14 protein-coding genes are annotated in these 17,544 nt (G+C 43.7%); 4 read left to right on the top strand and 10 right to left on the bottom strand.

Features of this window, described 5'->3' with window-relative positions; genetic code table 11:
- Positions 1-201: 201 nt before the first annotated feature.
- From secF to queA, 5 genes are all read right to left on the bottom strand, one after another.
- Entirely contained in the window at positions 202-1,149 is a 948-nt protein-coding gene (secF, locus tag BCU75_RS21325) for a protein translocase subunit SecF (RefSeq protein ID WP_004735089.1), read from the bottom strand.
- 14 nt (positions 1,150-1,163) lie between these two features.
- Positions 1,164-3,020: a protein translocase subunit SecD gene (gene secD / locus BCU75_RS21320; RefSeq protein WP_102475017.1), complete on the bottom strand. Its 1,857-nt coding sequence runs from the start codon at positions 3,018-3,020 to the stop codon at positions 1,164-1,166.
- A gap of 20 nt (positions 3,021-3,040) precedes the next feature.
- Positions 3,041-3,370 (bottom strand): preprotein translocase subunit YajC, encoded by a 330-nt coding sequence (yajC, locus tag BCU75_RS21315; protein WP_009848281.1) that lies wholly within the window; start codon positions 3,368-3,370, stop codon positions 3,041-3,043.
- 110 nt (positions 3,371-3,480) lie between these two features.
- Positions 3,481-4,617, bottom strand: a complete 1,137-nt coding sequence (gene tgt / locus BCU75_RS21310) for a tRNA guanosine(34) transglycosylase Tgt (protein WP_004735086.1) — start codon at positions 4,615-4,617, stop codon at positions 3,481-3,483.
- Positions 4,618-4,811: 194 nt separating this feature from the next.
- The gene (queA, locus tag BCU75_RS21305; RefSeq protein ID WP_102475016.1) at positions 4,812-5,864 is read right to left on the bottom strand and encodes a tRNA preQ1(34) S-adenosylmethionine ribosyltransferase-isomerase QueA; all 1,053 of its coding nucleotides are present in this window, start codon (positions 5,862-5,864) and stop codon (positions 4,812-4,814) included.
- Positions 5,865-6,198: 334 nt separating this feature from the next.
- Here queA and BCU75_RS21300 point away from each other — a divergent pair, with 334 nt between their 5' ends.
- A complete protein-coding gene (locus BCU75_RS21300; RefSeq protein ID WP_102475015.1) occupies positions 6,199-6,642 on the top strand; it encodes a CBS domain-containing protein in 444 nt (147 codons plus the stop codon).
- Positions 6,643-6,917: 275 nt separating this feature from the next.
- A complete protein-coding gene (locus BCU75_RS21290) occupies positions 6,918-8,858 on the top strand; it encodes a HAMP domain-containing methyl-accepting chemotaxis protein (RefSeq protein ID WP_102475013.1) in 1,941 nt (646 codons plus the stop codon).
- 109 nt (positions 8,859-8,967) lie between these two features.
- Here BCU75_RS21290 and BCU75_RS21285 read toward each other — a convergent pair whose 3' ends face one another.
- A complete protein-coding gene (locus BCU75_RS21285; RefSeq protein ID WP_016767129.1) occupies positions 8,968-9,873 on the bottom strand; it encodes a hydrogen peroxide-inducible genes activator in 906 nt (301 codons plus the stop codon).
- A gap of 209 nt (positions 9,874-10,082) precedes the next feature.
- Between BCU75_RS21285 and BCU75_RS21280 the strand changes: the two genes are divergently transcribed.
- Together BCU75_RS21280 and BCU75_RS21275 are read left to right on the top strand one after the other, a co-directional pair.
- On the top strand, positions 10,083-10,691 hold the full coding sequence (locus tag BCU75_RS21280; RefSeq protein ID WP_009848275.1) for a peroxiredoxin C: 609 nt from the start codon (positions 10,083-10,085) through the stop codon (positions 10,689-10,691).
- Positions 10,692-11,009: 318 nt separating this feature from the next.
- On the top strand, positions 11,010-11,753 hold the full coding sequence (locus BCU75_RS21275) for a copper homeostasis protein CutC (protein ID WP_102475012.1): 744 nt from the start codon (positions 11,010-11,012) through the stop codon (positions 11,751-11,753).
- Positions 11,754-11,796: 43 nt separating this feature from the next.
- On the opposite strand, the gene phoU is transcribed toward BCU75_RS21275, so the two are convergent.
- The 4 genes from phoU to BCU75_RS21255 form a co-directional block, all read right to left on the bottom strand.
- Complete coding sequence (gene phoU, locus BCU75_RS21270; RefSeq protein ID WP_004735072.1) at positions 11,797-12,495, bottom strand: phosphate signaling complex protein PhoU; 699 nt, start codon at positions 12,493-12,495, stop codon at positions 11,797-11,799.
- A gap of 75 nt (positions 12,496-12,570) precedes the next feature.
- On the bottom strand, positions 12,571-13,389 hold the full coding sequence (gene pstB, locus BCU75_RS21265; protein ID WP_102475011.1) for a phosphate ABC transporter ATP-binding protein PstB: 819 nt from the start codon (positions 13,387-13,389) through the stop codon (positions 12,571-12,573).
- Entirely contained in the window at positions 13,390-15,099 is a 1,710-nt protein-coding gene (gene pstA / locus BCU75_RS21260) for a phosphate ABC transporter permease PstA (protein ID WP_102475010.1), read from the bottom strand.
- A gap of 111 nt (positions 15,100-15,210) precedes the next feature.
- Positions 15,211-17,427, bottom strand: a complete 2,217-nt coding sequence (locus BCU75_RS21255) for an ABC transporter permease subunit (RefSeq protein ID WP_102475009.1) — start codon at positions 17,425-17,427, stop codon at positions 15,211-15,213.
- Positions 17,428-17,544 lie beyond the last annotated feature (117 nt).

Genomic DNA, 17,544 nt, shown 5'->3' with positions numbered 1-17,544 from the left:
TTAAGAGCAGAAGATTTTCAAAGCCTCGCTATTGCGGGGCTTTTTTGTATCTGCGATACGAGCAAGATGGCGGTTAGTTGCGATGAGCACAACGCAATTCGCCAATAAGTTGCGTAGAGCTTATCGACAGAATACAGACGTAAAAAAACCGCTAGTTGCCTAGCGGTTTTTTTGGTTCAGCGAAAATTGTTAAGCCAAGGCCTAAGGCATTTCGTCAAACTCTTCACCTTCTTTATCCACTTGTGGTGGCATTAGGTGTTCACGCGTAATACCCAACTTCATAGCGAGTGCAGAGGCAACGTAGATAGAAGAATAAGTACCAACGGTAATACCCAATAGAAGTGCAGTCGCGAAGCCGTGAATCATAGCACCGCCCTGAGCGAACAGCGCGATAACTACGAATAACGTTGTACCAGAAGTAATCAGTGTACGGCTCAATGTTTGTGTGATTGAGCTGTTCAGTACTTCAGGAGCTTCACCTTTACGCATCTTACGGAAGTTCTCACGAATACGGTCAAATACTACTATGGTATCGTTGAGGGAGTAACCGACTACCGTTAGCAAGGCTGCTACGATAGTAAGATCTACCTCAATTTGCATTAGAGAGAACACACCTAGAGTGATGATAACGTCGTGCGCCAGTGCTAGTACCGCACCTGCCGCCAAACGCCATTCGAATCGCACTGACACATAGATCAAGATACAGATCAGAGAAACAAGGATAGCAAGGCCACCCGCTTCTGTTAGCTCGTCACCTACATTAGGGCCAACGAACTCGATACGACGCATCTCAACTTGCTCACCAGTGCCATCTTTAATTGCAGACAGGATCTGGTTACCAAGCGTTTCGCCAGCAACACCGTCACGTGGACGTAAACGAACCATTACCTCACGTGCAGAACCAAAGTTCTGTACCGTTGCATCACCGAAACCTTCCGCTTCTAGTGCACTACGGATATCAGGTAGGTTTGCTGGTTGCTCAAAACCCACTTCAATCAGAGTACCACCGGTAAAATCTAGACCCCAATTCAACGATTTCGTTGTTAAGGTAAAGATGGCAGTACCAATCATCAAGATTGAGAATAAAAAGGCAACCTTTGACCAACGCATAAAGTCGATCATTTTTTCTGCTTTTAGAATCTGAAACATATTAATTCCTAGCCTTAGATCGACAGTTTCTTAACGCGTTTGCCGCCATACATCAGGTTCACGATACAACGTGTTCCGACAATAGCTGTAAACATTGAAGTTAAGATACCGATAGACAGCGTTACCGCGAAGCCTTTAATTGCACCTGTACCTACAGCAAATAGAATAATTGCTGTCAGTAGTGTGGTGATATTGGCATCGGCGATGGTGCTAAATGCGTTCGCATAACCTTGGTGAATCGCTTGTTGTGGACTACGTCCATCTCGAAGTTCTTCACGTATACGCTCAAAGATAAGTACGTTGGCATCAACCGCCATACCAACCGTCAATACGATACCGGCAATACCTGGCAGAGTCATAGTAGCCCCCGGAATCATCGACATAACACCGATAATCAACACCAAGTTAGCCATCAGAGCAACGTTCGCAATCAAACCGAAAGTACGGTAGTAAAGCAGAGTAAACAACATTACAGCAGCCATACCCCAAACCATCGCCATGATACCCATATCGATGTTTTGTTGACCCATAGATGGACCAATCGTACGCTCTTCTACAATCGAGATAGGTGCAATCAATGCACCAGCACGTAGTAAAAGTGCCAAGTTATGAGCTTCAGCCGTTGAGTCGATACCCGTAATACGGAAGTTACGGCCAAGCGCAGATTGAATCGTCGCTTGGTTGATCACTTCTTCGTGCTTACTTAAGATCACTCGACCTTCTGGTGTTTTACGACCACTGTCTTTGTACTCTGCAAATACCGTAGCCATAAGCTTACCGATATTCTGACGAGAGAACGTAGACATCTTGCTACCACCTTCGCTATCTAGCGAGATGTTAACTTGTGGACGACCATATTCATCAACACTTGAGCTTGCATCAGTAATACTTGAACCGCCTAGAATAACGCGCTTCTTAAGTACCACAGGGCGACCATCACGGTCTTGCTTGATTTCGCTACCCGCAGGGGCACGACCAGAAGCGGCAGCGGCTAAGTCAGCACTACTATCAACTTCACGGAACTCAAGCGTCGCCGTTGCACCAAGAATTTCTTTAGCGCGCGCCGTATCTTGAACACCAGGCAATTCCACTACGATACGGCTAGCACCTTGACGTTGAACCAAAGGCTCAGCAACACCAAGTTCGTTAACACGGTTACGTAGAATGGTAATGTTTTGCTCTACTGCGTAGTTACGGATTTCTTGAAGGCGAGCGTCTGTAAAACGAGCAACCAAAGAGAAACGACCATTAGATTCTGAATCTACGAACGTCATATCTTGGTGCTTAGATTGCAGTAGCGATTTCGCTTCAGCAAGCTGCTCTTCGTTACGTAGAATTACTTCAACGGCATCTTTACCCGATGGGCGAATAGCACGGTAACGAATTTTTTCTTCACGAAGTTCACTACGGAAAGCTTCTTCTTGTTGGCCAACTAGCTTTTGCATCGCAGCATCCATATCCACTTCCATTAAGAAGTGAACACCACCACGTAGATCAAGACCCAGTTTCATTGGTGCAGCACCAATAGATTCAAGCCAATCTGGAGTTGAAGGCGCTAGATTCAAAGCAACGATAACGTCATCACTTAGTGCTTCTGTGATGATATCACGGGCACTAATTTGCGTGTCTGTATCGTTAAAGCGAACAAGAATAGAACCGTTTTCGAGAGCAACGGATTTAGTAGAAAGGTTTTCTGCTTCAAGAGCATTGGTGACAGCATCCAGCGTAGACAGATCTACAGAGGCGCCACGCGCCCCTGTAACTTGAACTGCCGGATCTTCACCGTATATATTCGGAAGTGCGTACAACGCGGCGATAGCGATGGCAAACACCACCATCAAATACTTCCATAACGGATAACGGTTTAGCACAGCGAGGATCCTCTAGCTGTTTATAGTGATTTCAGAGTACCTTTTGGTAGCACTGCTGTAACGAAGTCTTTCTTGATAACTACTTCGTTATTTGCGTTCAGTTCGATAGCAACGTAGTCGCTGTCTTCTGCAATCTTAGTAATTTTACCGATTAGACCGCCGCTTGTTAGAACTTCATCGCCTTTACCCATAGAAGACATAAGGCTCTTATGCTCTTTTACGCGCTTAGCTTGTGGACGGTAGATCATGAAGTAGAAGATCACAGCGAACATACCTAGCATGATAAGCATTTCGAAACCGCCGCCTGCTGGTGCACCTTCTGCTGCTGCGTGAGCTTGAGAAATAAACATTTAAAACATCCTCTATTATATTTTAGTAATTGTTTGTCTAATTGGGTCGCATCCCTTTATTTTCAAGCCCCATCACTCGGAAGAGAGATAGGGCTCGCAAAAAAGAAATACTAAGATTCTTTACCTAGTGGTGGCACTTCACGCCCCATTCTTGCGTAGAACTCTGCAACGAACTCTTCAAAACGGTCTTCATCAATAGATTGACGAATGTCTGACATAATTCGTTGGTAAAAACGCAAGTTATGAATAGTGTTCAGTCGAGCACCTAGGATTTCATTACAACGATCCAAATGGTGTAAGTATGACTTGCTGTAGTTCTTACAAGTGTAACAGTCACAATCTGAATCTAGTGGTGTTGTATCCGTTTTATGCTTCGCATTACGGATCTTGATCACACCTTCAGTGACAAACAGGTGGCCGTTACGTGCATTTCGCGTTGGCATTACACAGTCAAACATGTCGATACCGCGACGAACACCTTCAACCAAATCTTCAGGTTTACCTACGCCCATTAGGTAACGTGGTTTATCTTCAGGCAGTTGAGGACATGTATGCTCAAGAATACGGTGCATGTCTTCTTTTGGTTCGCCTACTGCTAGGCCGCCAACAGCGTAACCGTCAAAACCAATTTCTGTTAGGCCTTTAACGGATACGTCACGAAGGTCTTCGTATACGCCACCTTGAACGATACCGAATAGTGAGTTCGGGTTTTCTTGCTTGTCAAAGTGATTGCGTGAACGCTGAGCCCAACGAAGAGACATCTCCATTGAGTCTTTAGCTTCTTTATGCGTCGCAGGGTAAGGCGTACATTCGTCAAAGATCATTACGATGTCTGAACCTAGATCCTTTTGGATTTCCATCGACTTTTCAGCGTCCATGAAGATCTTGTCACCGTTTACAGGGTTACGGAAGTGAACACCCTCTTCAGTGATTTTACGCGTCGCACCTAGGCTGAATACTTGGAAACCGCCTGAATCAGTCAGGATAGGTCCTTTCCAGTTCATGAAATCGTGCAAGTCACCGTGTAGTTTCATGATTTCTTGACCAGGACGTAACCACAAGTGGAACGTGTTGCCTAGCAGGATTTCAGCACCTGTGTCTTTCACTTCTTCAGGAGTCATGCCTTTAACCGTACCGTAAGTACCTACTGGCATGAATGCTGGTGTTTCAACGCTACCACGTTCAAACTGAAGTTGACCACGACGTGCGCCGCTGTTTGTTTTTTTAAGTTCGTATTTTAATTTCACGAAGCCTCCAATATGCCAGAGAAACAATCTGACTGATAATTCAGAACCTTAAGCTAAATATAAGTTCAATCTAGCAAGTTCTATGAGGAGCGGTCGCGTATTCCTTGCGAGAGATTAGACAGACACCCTGCCCGACTCCTAGCTTACTGCTAGCACCCGTAAATTCTGCTTATATCGTTTATAACCAGCTTAAATTAGTTGGTTTTCTTGTTGATGAACATCGCATCACCGTAGCTGAAGAAACGATATTCGCTCTTCACTGCGTGATCGTATGCGCCCATCACATTGTCATAACCAGCAAATGCACTCACCAACATGATCAGTGTTGATTCTGGTAAGTGGAAATTGGTAATCAAGCAATCCACCAACTGGTATTCATAACCAGGGAAGATGAAGATTTCTGTATCACCAAAGAAAGGAACTAACTCAGTGCCTTTTTTTAAGGCATCTTGAGCTGCACTTTCTAATGAACGTACAGAGGTGGTACCAACGGCGATAATACGTCCGCCACGCGCTTTCGCTGCAGCAACGGCATCAACCACTTCTTGTGGTACTTCAACGTACTCAGCATGCATGTGGTGATCATTGATATTATCTACTTTTACCGGTTGGAATGTGCCCGCACCTACGTGAAGTGTCACATAAGCAAACTCGACACCTTTTGCCTTCATGTCAGCCATCAGCTTATCATCAAAGTGAAGACCCGCTGTTGGCGCAGCAACGGCACCTGGTTTTTCATTATAGACAGTCTGGTAACGCTCTTTATCTGCATCTTCATCAGGGCGGTCGATGTAAGGAGGCAGTGGCATGTGACCCACACTGTTAAGAATCTCTAAAACGCTTTGATCGGAGGTGAAATGGATTTCAAATAACGCATCATGACGCGTCACCATTTCAGCTTCATATTCATCGTTTTCACCAAGGAATAGCTTAGTGCCCGGCTTAGGTGACTTAGAACAACGAACATGCGCTAGAATACTTTTTTCATCGAGCATTCGCTCCACTAGCACTTCAAGCTTACCGCCTGATGCCTTGCGACCGAATACACGAGCAGGAATAACTCGAGTGTTATTGAAAACGACAAGATCGCCTGGCTCAACCAAGTCTAAAACGTCTTTAAACGAACCATCAGCTAGGTTACCGCTGTTGCCATCTAATTTAAGCAGGCGGCTTGCTGTACGCTCCTCTTGAGGGTAACGAGCAATGAGTTCATCTGGTAGGTCAAAGTGAAAATCTGAAACTTGCATGTGTCTAGTCTTGTCTTAGTTGATGAGATTTGTGTCGTTGACGAATCATAAATCGCGGCCGCTAATAAACCGTTACAGCAAGGAAATAGTTACCGTAAGTGGATCACTGGCGCGACTAAAAATTTCGCAGTGGGCTAGTATAGGCACACGAGCCGCAATAGCAAGGTTTACGACAACGGATTATTGTAAAGAGGCGTAAAATAATGCTACCGATTAGACTCTTTAATTTCGAGAATTAGTTGCATAAAACTCGCCCATAAATGCGTTAGCTCTCAGTTATGTTTTAGATAAAAAACTATAGTAATAGCAACAAATAAAAAATAAGGAGGTTCGTATGATCAAGGTTGAAGATATGATGACTCGCAACCCTCATACTCTATTGCGCTCACATTCACTGGCTGATGCTAAACACATGATGGAAGCGCTTGATATCCGCCACATTCCAGTGGTTGATGCCGACAGAAATTTATTAGGCGTTGTCACACAACGAGACGTTCTTGCAGCTCAAGAATCTAGCCTACAAAACATACCCCAAGCTCAATCATTTACTCTTGCTACACCACTGAATGACATCATGCACAAAAGTGTTATGTCGGTAGAGCCACGAGCTGGATTAAAAGAGTCGGCTATTTATATGCAGAAACACAAAGTGGGTTGTTTACCTGTCGTAGACAGTCATGAGTTAGTGGGCATTATCACTGACAGTGATTTCGTCACGATAGCGATTAATTTACTAGAACTACAAGAAGAGGTAGAACCAGAAGAAGCTGAAAGTTAATCAACGTTGTTCTATCCTCTTCACTCCTAGAGCCTTTCAAACCAAGGCTCTTTACACGTTCAACTATCACATATTCATTGTGAAACTCGCTACATCCCTCATTTCTTTTTTGAGACTAGTTCCAATGTTTAAGCCTCTTAATAAACCGCCCTCACTTATTATTTTTATATATGAGAATGTAAGGCTCCAATTGGATTTATTGATATATTTCTCGTTGGAATAATGTAAGAATTTGTTAGAAATGAAAACAAGCTGCTTCATTAGGAATGATATTTATGAGTTTAAAGAAATTGCTGTCCTTAGGTTTTGGCGTGATTCTCGCGCTGATCTTAGTTATTTCAATCGTTGCTTCATTACGCTTTTATCAATCAAGTGATGGATTCAATACCTACCGTTCTCTCGCACTCACGAGTGTATCTACTGGACGAATTCAAGCCAATATATTGGAAGCTCGTTTATCTGCGTTAAAATACATAAAGAACCCTGGTCCATCTCATGCATCAGAGTTAGATAAACGTATCACGACATCAATTCAATTGGTCGAAAGTGTGTTGAACTCTCATGTTGACGACCAACATAAAAATGAATTTTTAGCGATAGAGAAACAGCTTAAGCAATACAGCCAAGGATTCAAAAAAGTTGTTCAACTGGTAAACACTAGGAACAACTTAGTCAAAGAAGATTTAGACCCATCAGGTTTAAACATGCGAAAAGCAGTAACTAACCTGATGAACCAAGCTTCTACTGAGGAAGATTTAGAGGTTGCTGTCAGTTCAGGACAACTTCAGCAACATGTATTGTTGTCTCGACTGTATGCTTCTAAATTTCTGACTAGTAACAAAACAGAAGATGCTCAACGAGCTGAAAAAGAGTTTGCGTCAGCTGAATTACTCGCAGAAACCATTGAGTCTCAGTTAATGTCAACACAGCAAATTCAGTATTTAACTGATTTCAATAACGCCTTTAAAACCTATAGCACTACATTTTCAAAAGTCGTTAACACAATAAATGAACGAAACAGTATCGTTTCTGGGACCCTTGATATTGCTGGTAGCAATGCAGCAAAAACAATTGAAGAAATAAAACTGTCTACCAAGTCAAAACAAGACTCTGTTGGTCCAAGCATGGTTGAGCGATTTTCAAATGCTCAATTTATCTTGGGAGCGCTTTCAATCGTTGTTATCGCCATTGCCCTTGGTATTGCAATTTCGATTTACCGTAGCGTCTGGAAAGTTGTAGGGGGAGAGCCTAGCGACATTCAAGCGATTGTAGAAGAAGTTGCTTCCGGTGACCTTTCAAAGCAGATTCCAATTACAGGTAAAGAAACGGGTATATACGCAAACATTTTAGAGATGCGCCAAGAACTACGCCGTATCATCGATGGCTTCCATCAAATTTCAGATAATGTTTCAGCGGCTTCAGTCGAGCTAACGGCCGTGATGAGTCAAACAGAAGGGAACGCTCAACAAGAACTGAGTCAAATGGAGCAAATCGCAACGGCCATCAATGAGCTTTCTAGTACGGCGAATGAGGTTAGCCATAATGCAGCTAGTGCTGAGAACGCAGCAACTGGTGCAACTTCCAATGTCAAAGAAGGAGGGGTTTCACTCGATGCCTCAGATGATATATCTCGCAAGGTTGAAGATTCAATCGAAGAGACATCAAATATCGTCAATCAACTACAAGAGTACTCGGTAGAGATCGGCACGGTTATTGAAGTGATCAACTCCATCTCCGAGCAAACTAACTTGTTAGCACTCAACGCCGCCATTGAGGCCGCTAGAGCTGGTGAGCAAGGGCGAGGCTTTGCTGTCGTTGCTGATGAAGTTCGTTCTCTGGCCGCTAAAACACAACAATCAACTGTCGACATTCAAGAGATAATCTCTCGACTTCAAGCGCAAGCGAAAGATGCCAACCAGTTCATGCAATCTAACCTTTCCCTAGCCGTCGAATCTCGTAATTATAGTGAGCAGCTTAGAACGGCATTTGCATCAATTACGGAGTCTGTTGGCCTGATTTCAGATATGAATACACAAGTAGCAACAGCATCTGAAGAACAATCTGGAGTCACACAGGACATTTCACAAAATGTTTCTTTGACCTTTGATATCGTTCACCAAAATGTCTCAGGAATTGAACAAAGCAAGCAAGCGAGTGAAGAGCTATCTTCATTAGCAGTGAAACAAAAAGACTTACTGAGTTTTTTCAAAATTTAACGCTGTAAATAAATTTCCAACGCCACAGTTTGTGGCGTTTTTCTTCTCAAATGAACAAACAAATAGAGCAGCAAAAATGGCCGCTCTTTTTGTTTGATGTTCTAAATTTTTAAAGCAACTCAGAAACCACATCCGCAAGTTGATGGAATGTCTCTAGACGAGATGAGCTTGGTCGCCAAACCAGGCCTATATCTCGGTACGCTTGCTGACCTGGAGGATCAATAACCACTAGGTTTTGATTTTCCAGCAAACCATGATCGATCGCCATTTGTGGAATAAAGGTAGTTCCTAAACCATTGGCCACCATTTGTACCAATGTGTGGAGGCTTGTGGCGGTGAACGGGTTTATCTTCTCTTTGTCGGTTAGCTTACACGCTGATACCGCGTGCTCGGTTAAGCAGTGCTCGTTCTCCAACAAAAATACAGACTCATCTGGCAAGTCATCGTATTTAATCGGAACACGAATACCATCGGCTTGATTACGACTGATCACCATTCTGAATGGGTCTTGCCCAACAACTTGGCTCTCCATGTTGTCGATATCGACAGGCAAAGCCAAAATCAAAACATCCAACTCACCATGACGCAGCGCTGCTAATAAGTTAGTTGTTGTATCTTCACGTAACAGCAAATTTAGCTGTGGAAAGCGTTGGTTCACTTCTTGTACTAAATCGCACAGCAGAAATGGCGCTATGGTAGGAATACACCCTACTCGTAGCTGACCTTGCATCGCATCCCCGTTACATAAATTTCCGAGCTCAACCAGATCTTGTCCTTTCGCCAGTAGCTCTCGTCCGTGCTTAACCACTAGTTCACCCGCTTGCGTAAATACTAATGGGCTCTTTTTATCTTTCTTCTCATAGAGAGGACAACCGATAAGCTCTTCGAGATTTTGAATACCTTTACTTAGCGTGGATTGGCTGACGAAACAGCGATCAGCAGCATCGCTAAAATGGCGTGTTTCGTGAAGAGTAACGAGATAATAAAGTTGCTTAAGACTTGGCCATTTATTCATGAAATTACTTTGTAATATGAGTAGGATAAGTTGGGCAAAGGTCAGCAGACCTAAGGACTGAGCAAAGAATAAGCTTATCGCTTTTTTCGATTAACTTAATCTATTTAATTCGCTTTTTTCTATAGTACCGATTGTACTATAGTTTGTCCCGTAGAAACGGAGCCCAAACAAAGATGTGTTGGGCCAACTAATTTTTTAGGAGATTCCAAATGGTACTAGTAGGTCGTCAAGCCCCTGACTTTACTGCAGCAGCTGTTCTAGGTAACGGCGAGATTGTTGATAACTTCAACTTCGCAGAATTCACTAAAGGTAAGAAAGCGGTAGTTTTCTTCTACCCACTAGACTTCACTTTCGTTTGTCCTTCAGAGCTAATTGCTTTCGACAACCGTCTAGAAGATTTCCAAGCTAAAGGCGTTGAAGTAATCGGTGTTTCTATCGATTCACAATTCTCTCACAACGCATGGCGTAACACTGCTATCGCTGATGGCGGTATCGGTCAAGTTAAATACCCTCTAATTGCTGACGTTAAGCACGAGATCTGCAAAGCATACGATGTTGAGCACCCAGAAGCAGGCGTTGCTTTCCGTGGTTCTTTCCTAATCGACGCTGACGGTCTTGTACGTCACCAAGTAGTTAACGATCTTCCACTAGGTCGTAACATCGACGAAATGCTACGCATGGTAGACGCACTAAACTTCCACGAGAAGAACGGTGAAGTTTGTCCTGCACAATGGGAAGAAGGTAAATCAGGTATGGACGCATCTCCACAAGGTGTTGCAGCATTCCTATCTGAGCACGCTGACGACCTAAGCAAGTAATTACCTCTTAAGCCCGAACTCAACGCGGGTTAATGGTTGGAAGACTCTCTATAAAGAGAAATAAAGCATAAGCTAATAGCGCAAAGCGCACCGCCAATCAGTTAAGAAGTAAAGTCCTATTAAAAGCCCGAAGTTAACGCTTCGGGCTTTTTCATATCTATTCGACGGCCTTTCATTTCCGCTAGTCTCCCTCAGAATCACTTAATTGAGGTAGTTACAAAAACAAACTTTACCCCTATTTTCCTCTGCTACCACCTATTCATATCCGTATCTAGGTTGCTATGATTTCATCAGTATCTTTTTAAACGGATAAACATGATGAACATCGAAATTGAAGTCTGTATCGATAACTTAGAATCTCTACACAACGCGCTGTCTGGCGGCGCAAATCGAATTGAGCTTTGCTCTTCTTTAGCACTGGGAGGGTTAACTCCAAGCTTCGGAATGATGAAGCAAGCGGCAAAAATTTCTCCCGTTCCTGTCTACGCTATGATACGACCAAGACAAGGTGACTTCATTTTTGATGATGATGATGTGCTCTGTATGCTCGAAGATATTGAAGCTTGTGCAAGCGCAGGATTGAATGGAGTCGTACTTGGTGTGTTAGCGCCTAACGGAACTATTGATATGCCAAAAATGCAGCTACTGGCTGACAAAGCGAACTCATTAAAGCTTGGAATTACGTTCCACAGAGCCATTGATCAAAGCTCTAATTACCAAACCACATTAGAACAGGTCATCACACTTGGATGCGAAAGAATCCTAACATCAGGGCTTGCTGTTAATGCTGAGCAAGGCATCGATGTATTAGCGGCAATGGTCAAACAAGCCAATGGCAGAATCGATATCATGGCGGGGGCTGGCGTCAACGCTGCGAATGCCAAAATGATTCAAAGCGCTACCCAAGTACCCGCACTTCACCTTTCAGGTAAATCGACAAGACCGAGCTTAATGGAAAGCAATTCAAGCGCTCAAATGGGCAGTGATGATATTGATGATTATCAGATCCCAGTAACTGATGCTAGTAAGATATCCGATGTAAGAGCAGCTCTCACTGTTTAGGGCCGGAGTCAAAAACCAAAATTAACCCAGTTCGATGAATACGTTACTTTAAAGCGTCATCTAGACTTTGATCACCTAGGTGACGAACATCTTTGCCTTTCACGAAATAGATGATGTATTCACAAATATTCTGGCAACGATCGCCCACTCGCTCAATCGCCCTTGCAGACCACATCACCTGTAAAATATTTGGGATGTTCTTAGGATCTTCCATCATGTACGTCATTAACTGACGAATAACTGCCTCGTACTCCGCATCCAACTTATCATCAAGCTTGTGCACTTCTGCCGCAGCATCGACATCCATACGAGCAAAAGCATCTAATACTTGGTGAAGCATGGTGATTGCCTGACGACAAAGAGGCTCTAACGAAACATGGAATTTTTGTTCTTTGGTTGAAGGGATCTCTATCGCGCCTTGAGCAATTTTAGAGGCAACATCGCCAATACGTTCTAAGTCGGTAATGGTTTTGATGATCGCCATAATAAGACGTAGATCTTTCGCTGTCGGCTGACGCTTCGCAATGATACGAGTACATGCTTCATCGATTGAAACTTCCATCGCATTCACTTTGTGGTCATCACGAATCACTTTCTTGGCCAGTTCCGCGTCATCTTTATGAAGAGCTTGCATCGCAAAGGACAACTGCTGCTCTACCAATCCACCCATAGTTAAAACATGTGTGCGGATAGATTCTAATTCGACATTAAACTGTCCTGAGATATGGCGACCAAAATGCATGTCAGCTCCTTAAAAGAAATGAATAAAGCCGTTTATTTCAGAGTGACTTAGCTCTAGATGGCACAAACTTGAACGTTAGCCATACCTACCAGTAATGTAGTCTTCCGTTTGATTTTTCAATGGTGAAGTAAATATCGAGTCGGTATCTGAGTACTCGATCAACTTACCCATATGGATAAAAGCAGTATGGTCACTCACACGCGCCGCTTGTTGCATGTTATGAGTAACAATAACAACTGTGTATTGGGTCTTCAGTTCATTGATCAACTCTTCAATCGTCAATGTCGAAATCGGATCGAGTGCCGATGTAGGCTCATCTAATAAAAGCACTTCAGGTTCGATAGCAACCGCACGAGCAATAACCAAACGCTGCTGTTGGCCTCCCGACAAACCAAAGGCATTCTCATGCAAACGGTCCTTCACTTCATCCCATAACGCGGCAGCGCGCAGAGAGCGTTCAACTGCATCATCAAGATCTCGGCTGTTGCTCACACCTTGCAGCCTCAAACCATAAACCACATTCTCATAGATAGATTTAGGAAAAGGGTTCGGGCGCTGGAACACCATGCCGACACGACGTCGTAAGGTCGCGACATCCACCTTAGGGTGATAGACGTTCTTGCCATAAAGCTTCACTTTCCCGGAAACCTTACAGCCCTCAACAAGATCGTTCATACGATTAATGCAGCGTAATAGGGTCGACTTACCACACCCAGAAGGACCGATGAAAGCTGTCACTTGCCCTTTAGGGATCTGCATTGAAATATCATCGAGTGCTTGGCTCTCTTTATAGTAAAGATTCAGCCCTTCAATCGAGATCGCGATTTGCTCATCCTTCAAGTTATGAACATCAAGTGGTGCTTGGTAACCCAACGTTTCATTAATCGAGAACATTTAATCTTGTCCTAAGGTTCGGTATTTTTCACGCAAGTTATTACGGATATTGATGGCTGTTAAGTTCAACCCAACAATCACCGTAACCAGTAAAAATGAAGTCGCATACACTAAAGGCCGCGCCGCTTCGATATTGGAAGTTTGAAAACCAACATCATAGATATGAAAGCCTAAATGCATGAACTTTCTGTCTAAATGTAGATATGGAAACTGACCATCCACTGGCAAACTTGATGCTAATTTCACTACCCCCACCAGCATAAGTGGGGCAACTTCCCCCGCAGCTCTCGCGATTGCCAATATCAAACCGGTGATAATTGCAGGGCTTGCCATCGGTAAAACAATACGCCAAAGCGTCTCAAATTGAGTAGCCCCAAGCGCTAATGAACCGTGCCTCACCGAACTAGGAATACGCGTTAAGCCCTCTTCCGTAGTTACAATAACAACGGGTAATGTTAATACCGCTAAGGTCAGAGCAGACCATAATAGGCCCGGCGTACCAAATGTCGGAGCGGGTAATCGCTCTGCGTAAAACAAAGAATCGATTGAGCCACCGATGGTATACACAAAGAATCCTAAGCCGAATACGCCATACACAATCGACGGCACACCCGCTAAGTTAATCACGGCAATACGAATCAAACGTGTTAGTGCATTGTTTCTTGCATATTCATGAAGATATATCGCAGCAACTACGCCAAGAGGCATCACTACGATCGACATGAGAATAACCAGCAGCACAGTGCCGAAAATTGCAGGAAACACGCCGCCTTCAGAGTTTGAGTCTCGTGGGTTCTCTGATAAGAACTTCCAAACTTGTTTACCCCAATGCCCAACCTTTTCAAGATAAGACATATTATTCGGATACCAATAATCCAAGATATGACTGAGCGAAATTTCAACCTGCTCTCCTGTCATATCCTCCACCAGCAAACTTTCGACATTGAGTTGTGTTCTAAGGTGCTCGAGCTTTACTTCTGCGTCAGCTAACTGGTGGTTTAATTTCAGTTTAGTTTGAGTATAGGTTTTAAGATATTCATCGCTCACTGACTCATTGAGTTCAAGCTTACGTTTTTCTAAGCGCAAATTTTCCAGTTGCCAACTGATATTGCGGATTTCTTGGTCCACAACGCGCGACGTTTCTTTACGCAATGTATCAGCGAACGCCAAGCCTTGTTCGAGCTTTTGGTCTATGTTCGAATCAAAGGTGCCAGAAGCGGTTTTAAAACCCACCGGTTTACCAAAGAAATAACCACCTCGACTTCGTTCAATCACAACCCAATCAAGTGGGGTTGTTGGTTCACGTAAGTTAACATCCAGAATCGAAACAAAGTCCGCTGGGTAGAGTTCTCTGTTGGCGACTTTAATACTTAAGCGCTGAATTAGTCCCGTCGACAGGTTTTGAGGCGACAAGAGATCGTGCACTTGTGGAACTTGCTCTATCGGAATGTATTTACGCTCATACAACTGACCAATCAATACATCTTGCTTTGATACCGCTTCGTCAAGATCAACCACTAACGATAAGTCTTTGGAGTCGACTTGCCATTGATACAAAGGAGCAGGCCAAAAATACGTTAAACCCTTCCAGCCAATCAACAGCATTAGGCCAAGAACAGAGAGCATACTGATGCTCACCGCACCGCCCGTAAGCCAAATCCACGGAGAGCCTGATTTAACCCAAGATAATAATGACTTCAATTTATTCATCATGATTGACCTTGCTCTGGACGCGCTGAACTCAAGAAACTTCGAAGATCACGGAATAAGCTAGCCATACTACTAATAGCCATTGATAAAGATTGAGGTGAACCTTTAAAACTACAGCGCACGATATTTATCTCTCAGTCTTTGTCTAACCCACTCAGCGACTGAGTTCACCGCAAACGTGAAAATAAACAGTAAGAGTGCAGCTAAGAACAACAAACGGAAGTGAGAACCACCCACCTCTGATTCTGGTAGTTCGACGGCAATCGTTGCGGATAGCGTCCTCATCCCTTCCAAAATATTCCAGTCAAGAATTGGTGTGTTACCTGTGGCCATTAAGACAATCATAGTTTCGCCAACCGCTCGCCCTAGTCCCATCATGACCGCTGAAAAGATACCTGGGCTAGCCGTCAATAACACCACATAAATAAGGGTCTGCCACGCCGTCGCACCCAACGCTAATGAGCCATCGGATAAGTGTTTAGGCACAGAGAAAATAGCGTCTTCGGCGATAGTAAAAATCGTTGGGATGACAGCAAAACCCATAGCAAAACCAACTACCAGCGCATTACGTTGGTCAAAGTCGATGCCATAGTTAGCCAAGAAAGTACGAATATCACCACCAAACAACAAGGCTTCAATACTGTTTCCACCAGCAAAGACGGCCACCACTGTAATCACTAATACCGGGATCAATATTAAGGCATGCCAACCGTTAGAGAAACGACTCGTCACCATCTTCGGCAAGCAGAACCAAACAAACCCCGTCAACAATGTACTCAACGGTAATAACACCATTAATGAGAAGACTGCCGTTAAATGCGTTTCGACAATTGGAGCAAACCAAAGCCCAGCCAAGAATCCGATGATGACGGTTGGAAGCGCTTCCATCAGCTCTATCGAAGGTTTAACCACTCTTCGCATTCGTGGAGACATGAAGTATGCGGTGTAAATGGCTCCGAGCACAGCAACCGGCACGGCAAACATCATCGCAAACAGAGCGGCCTTAATGGTACCGAACGTAATGGGTACTAAACTGAATTTCTCTTCAAAGTCATCATTCGCCGAGGTTGATTGCCAAACATATTGTGGCTCAGGGTAGCTTTCATACCAGACTTTTTGCCAAAGCGATGAGAATGATATTTGCGGGTATTCATTATCGACCTTAGCCACACTGATGGTGCCATCAATCAGCGTCGCCAGATGCAGTTCATTGGCAGACATAGCCGCTAATTGTGGTGATTTATCAAATGCTCGCTCGAACAGCGACAGCTTTTCACTGGTCGTATAGTGGCTTTGTAATGTGCCGTTCTTATAGAAGCTATAAAAACCCTTTCTATAAGTATCAGGCAAAATAAATTGCACTTGTTCAGCAAGTTGGAAGTCTCGAATATGGGTCAGGCTACGCTTTTCATCTTTGAGTACATCGAACCACTGAGAAACCTGTCCATCCTCATGCGTAACCAACAGGGAATAAGCCCCAGACAGTAAATCGATACTTTTCACCGAGTGCTTGGCATCATTCAAACTAAGATCAATCACTTCACGAACATTAAAGCCACTATCTGACAGCTTCAAAACTACTAAATCCGATTGTGCTCGGAGATATAAAGTTTTCCCGTCGGGTGTGACTAACAATTGCTGCTGTAAGCCCAACTTATCCGACAGCCATTGGCTTTTCTGAAAAACATACTGACCCGTAATATCACTTTGGTACCACTTCACTAAGACTCGTTGGTCACTTAGTTGAGCGGCAACCGTGATACCACGTCCATTTTTAGAGAACGCGAACTTGTCGATCGTCGCCCCAATTGAGGATTCATCATTTAAAAACGGTTCAGGGAGAGTAATTTGCTCAATTTTAGGTTTAGCTTCACTGCCCTTTTGCATCACGGGCGCACTATACTCAGGATAGAAAAAAGTAAGATGGCTTGCGCTATCGGCAAAGGCAAACCAGTTTTCAGATGGGGTATTTCGAGAAAAGGCAACTGGGTTGGCCAAAACACTACGCTCAAAGTAAGAGTGTGTATTTTGAGACTCTAAATCCCAAAACTGCACCAAACCAGATTTTTCGATAGTAAATGCATGCTGACCGTATTCATCAACCGATAAGGCGATAGGCTTTTCTACAGCAACGGTCTTAACGGCTTGGTCAGTCTCTAAACCAGTATCAGAAAATACCGGTAAAATGACCATAGCCAAGTAAACAAAAATCAATACCAGAGCAGCTAGAACACTGACGGCACCACATGTCACTGAAAAACGGACGAGACGATCTTTCAACCATCTTTTTTTGTCACGCTCTTTCAATGAAAATTGGGTTGAAGCCATCTGTTTATCTACCTTTTTTTAGCTACTGACATAATATGTACGTTAGATGACAATTATATTACAAGTTACGTTAAACAACTGAAACTAATAACAAGTTTGTTGACCATGTTTCTTAAA

It is taken from the genome of Vibrio splendidus, from assembly GCF_002873455.1.
Classification (GTDB): domain Bacteria; phylum Pseudomonadota; class Gammaproteobacteria; order Enterobacterales; family Vibrionaceae; genus Vibrio; species Vibrio splendidus_J.
Note: the sequence above shows the minus strand (reverse complement) of the source record. Positions and strands in the feature narration are given on the sequence as shown.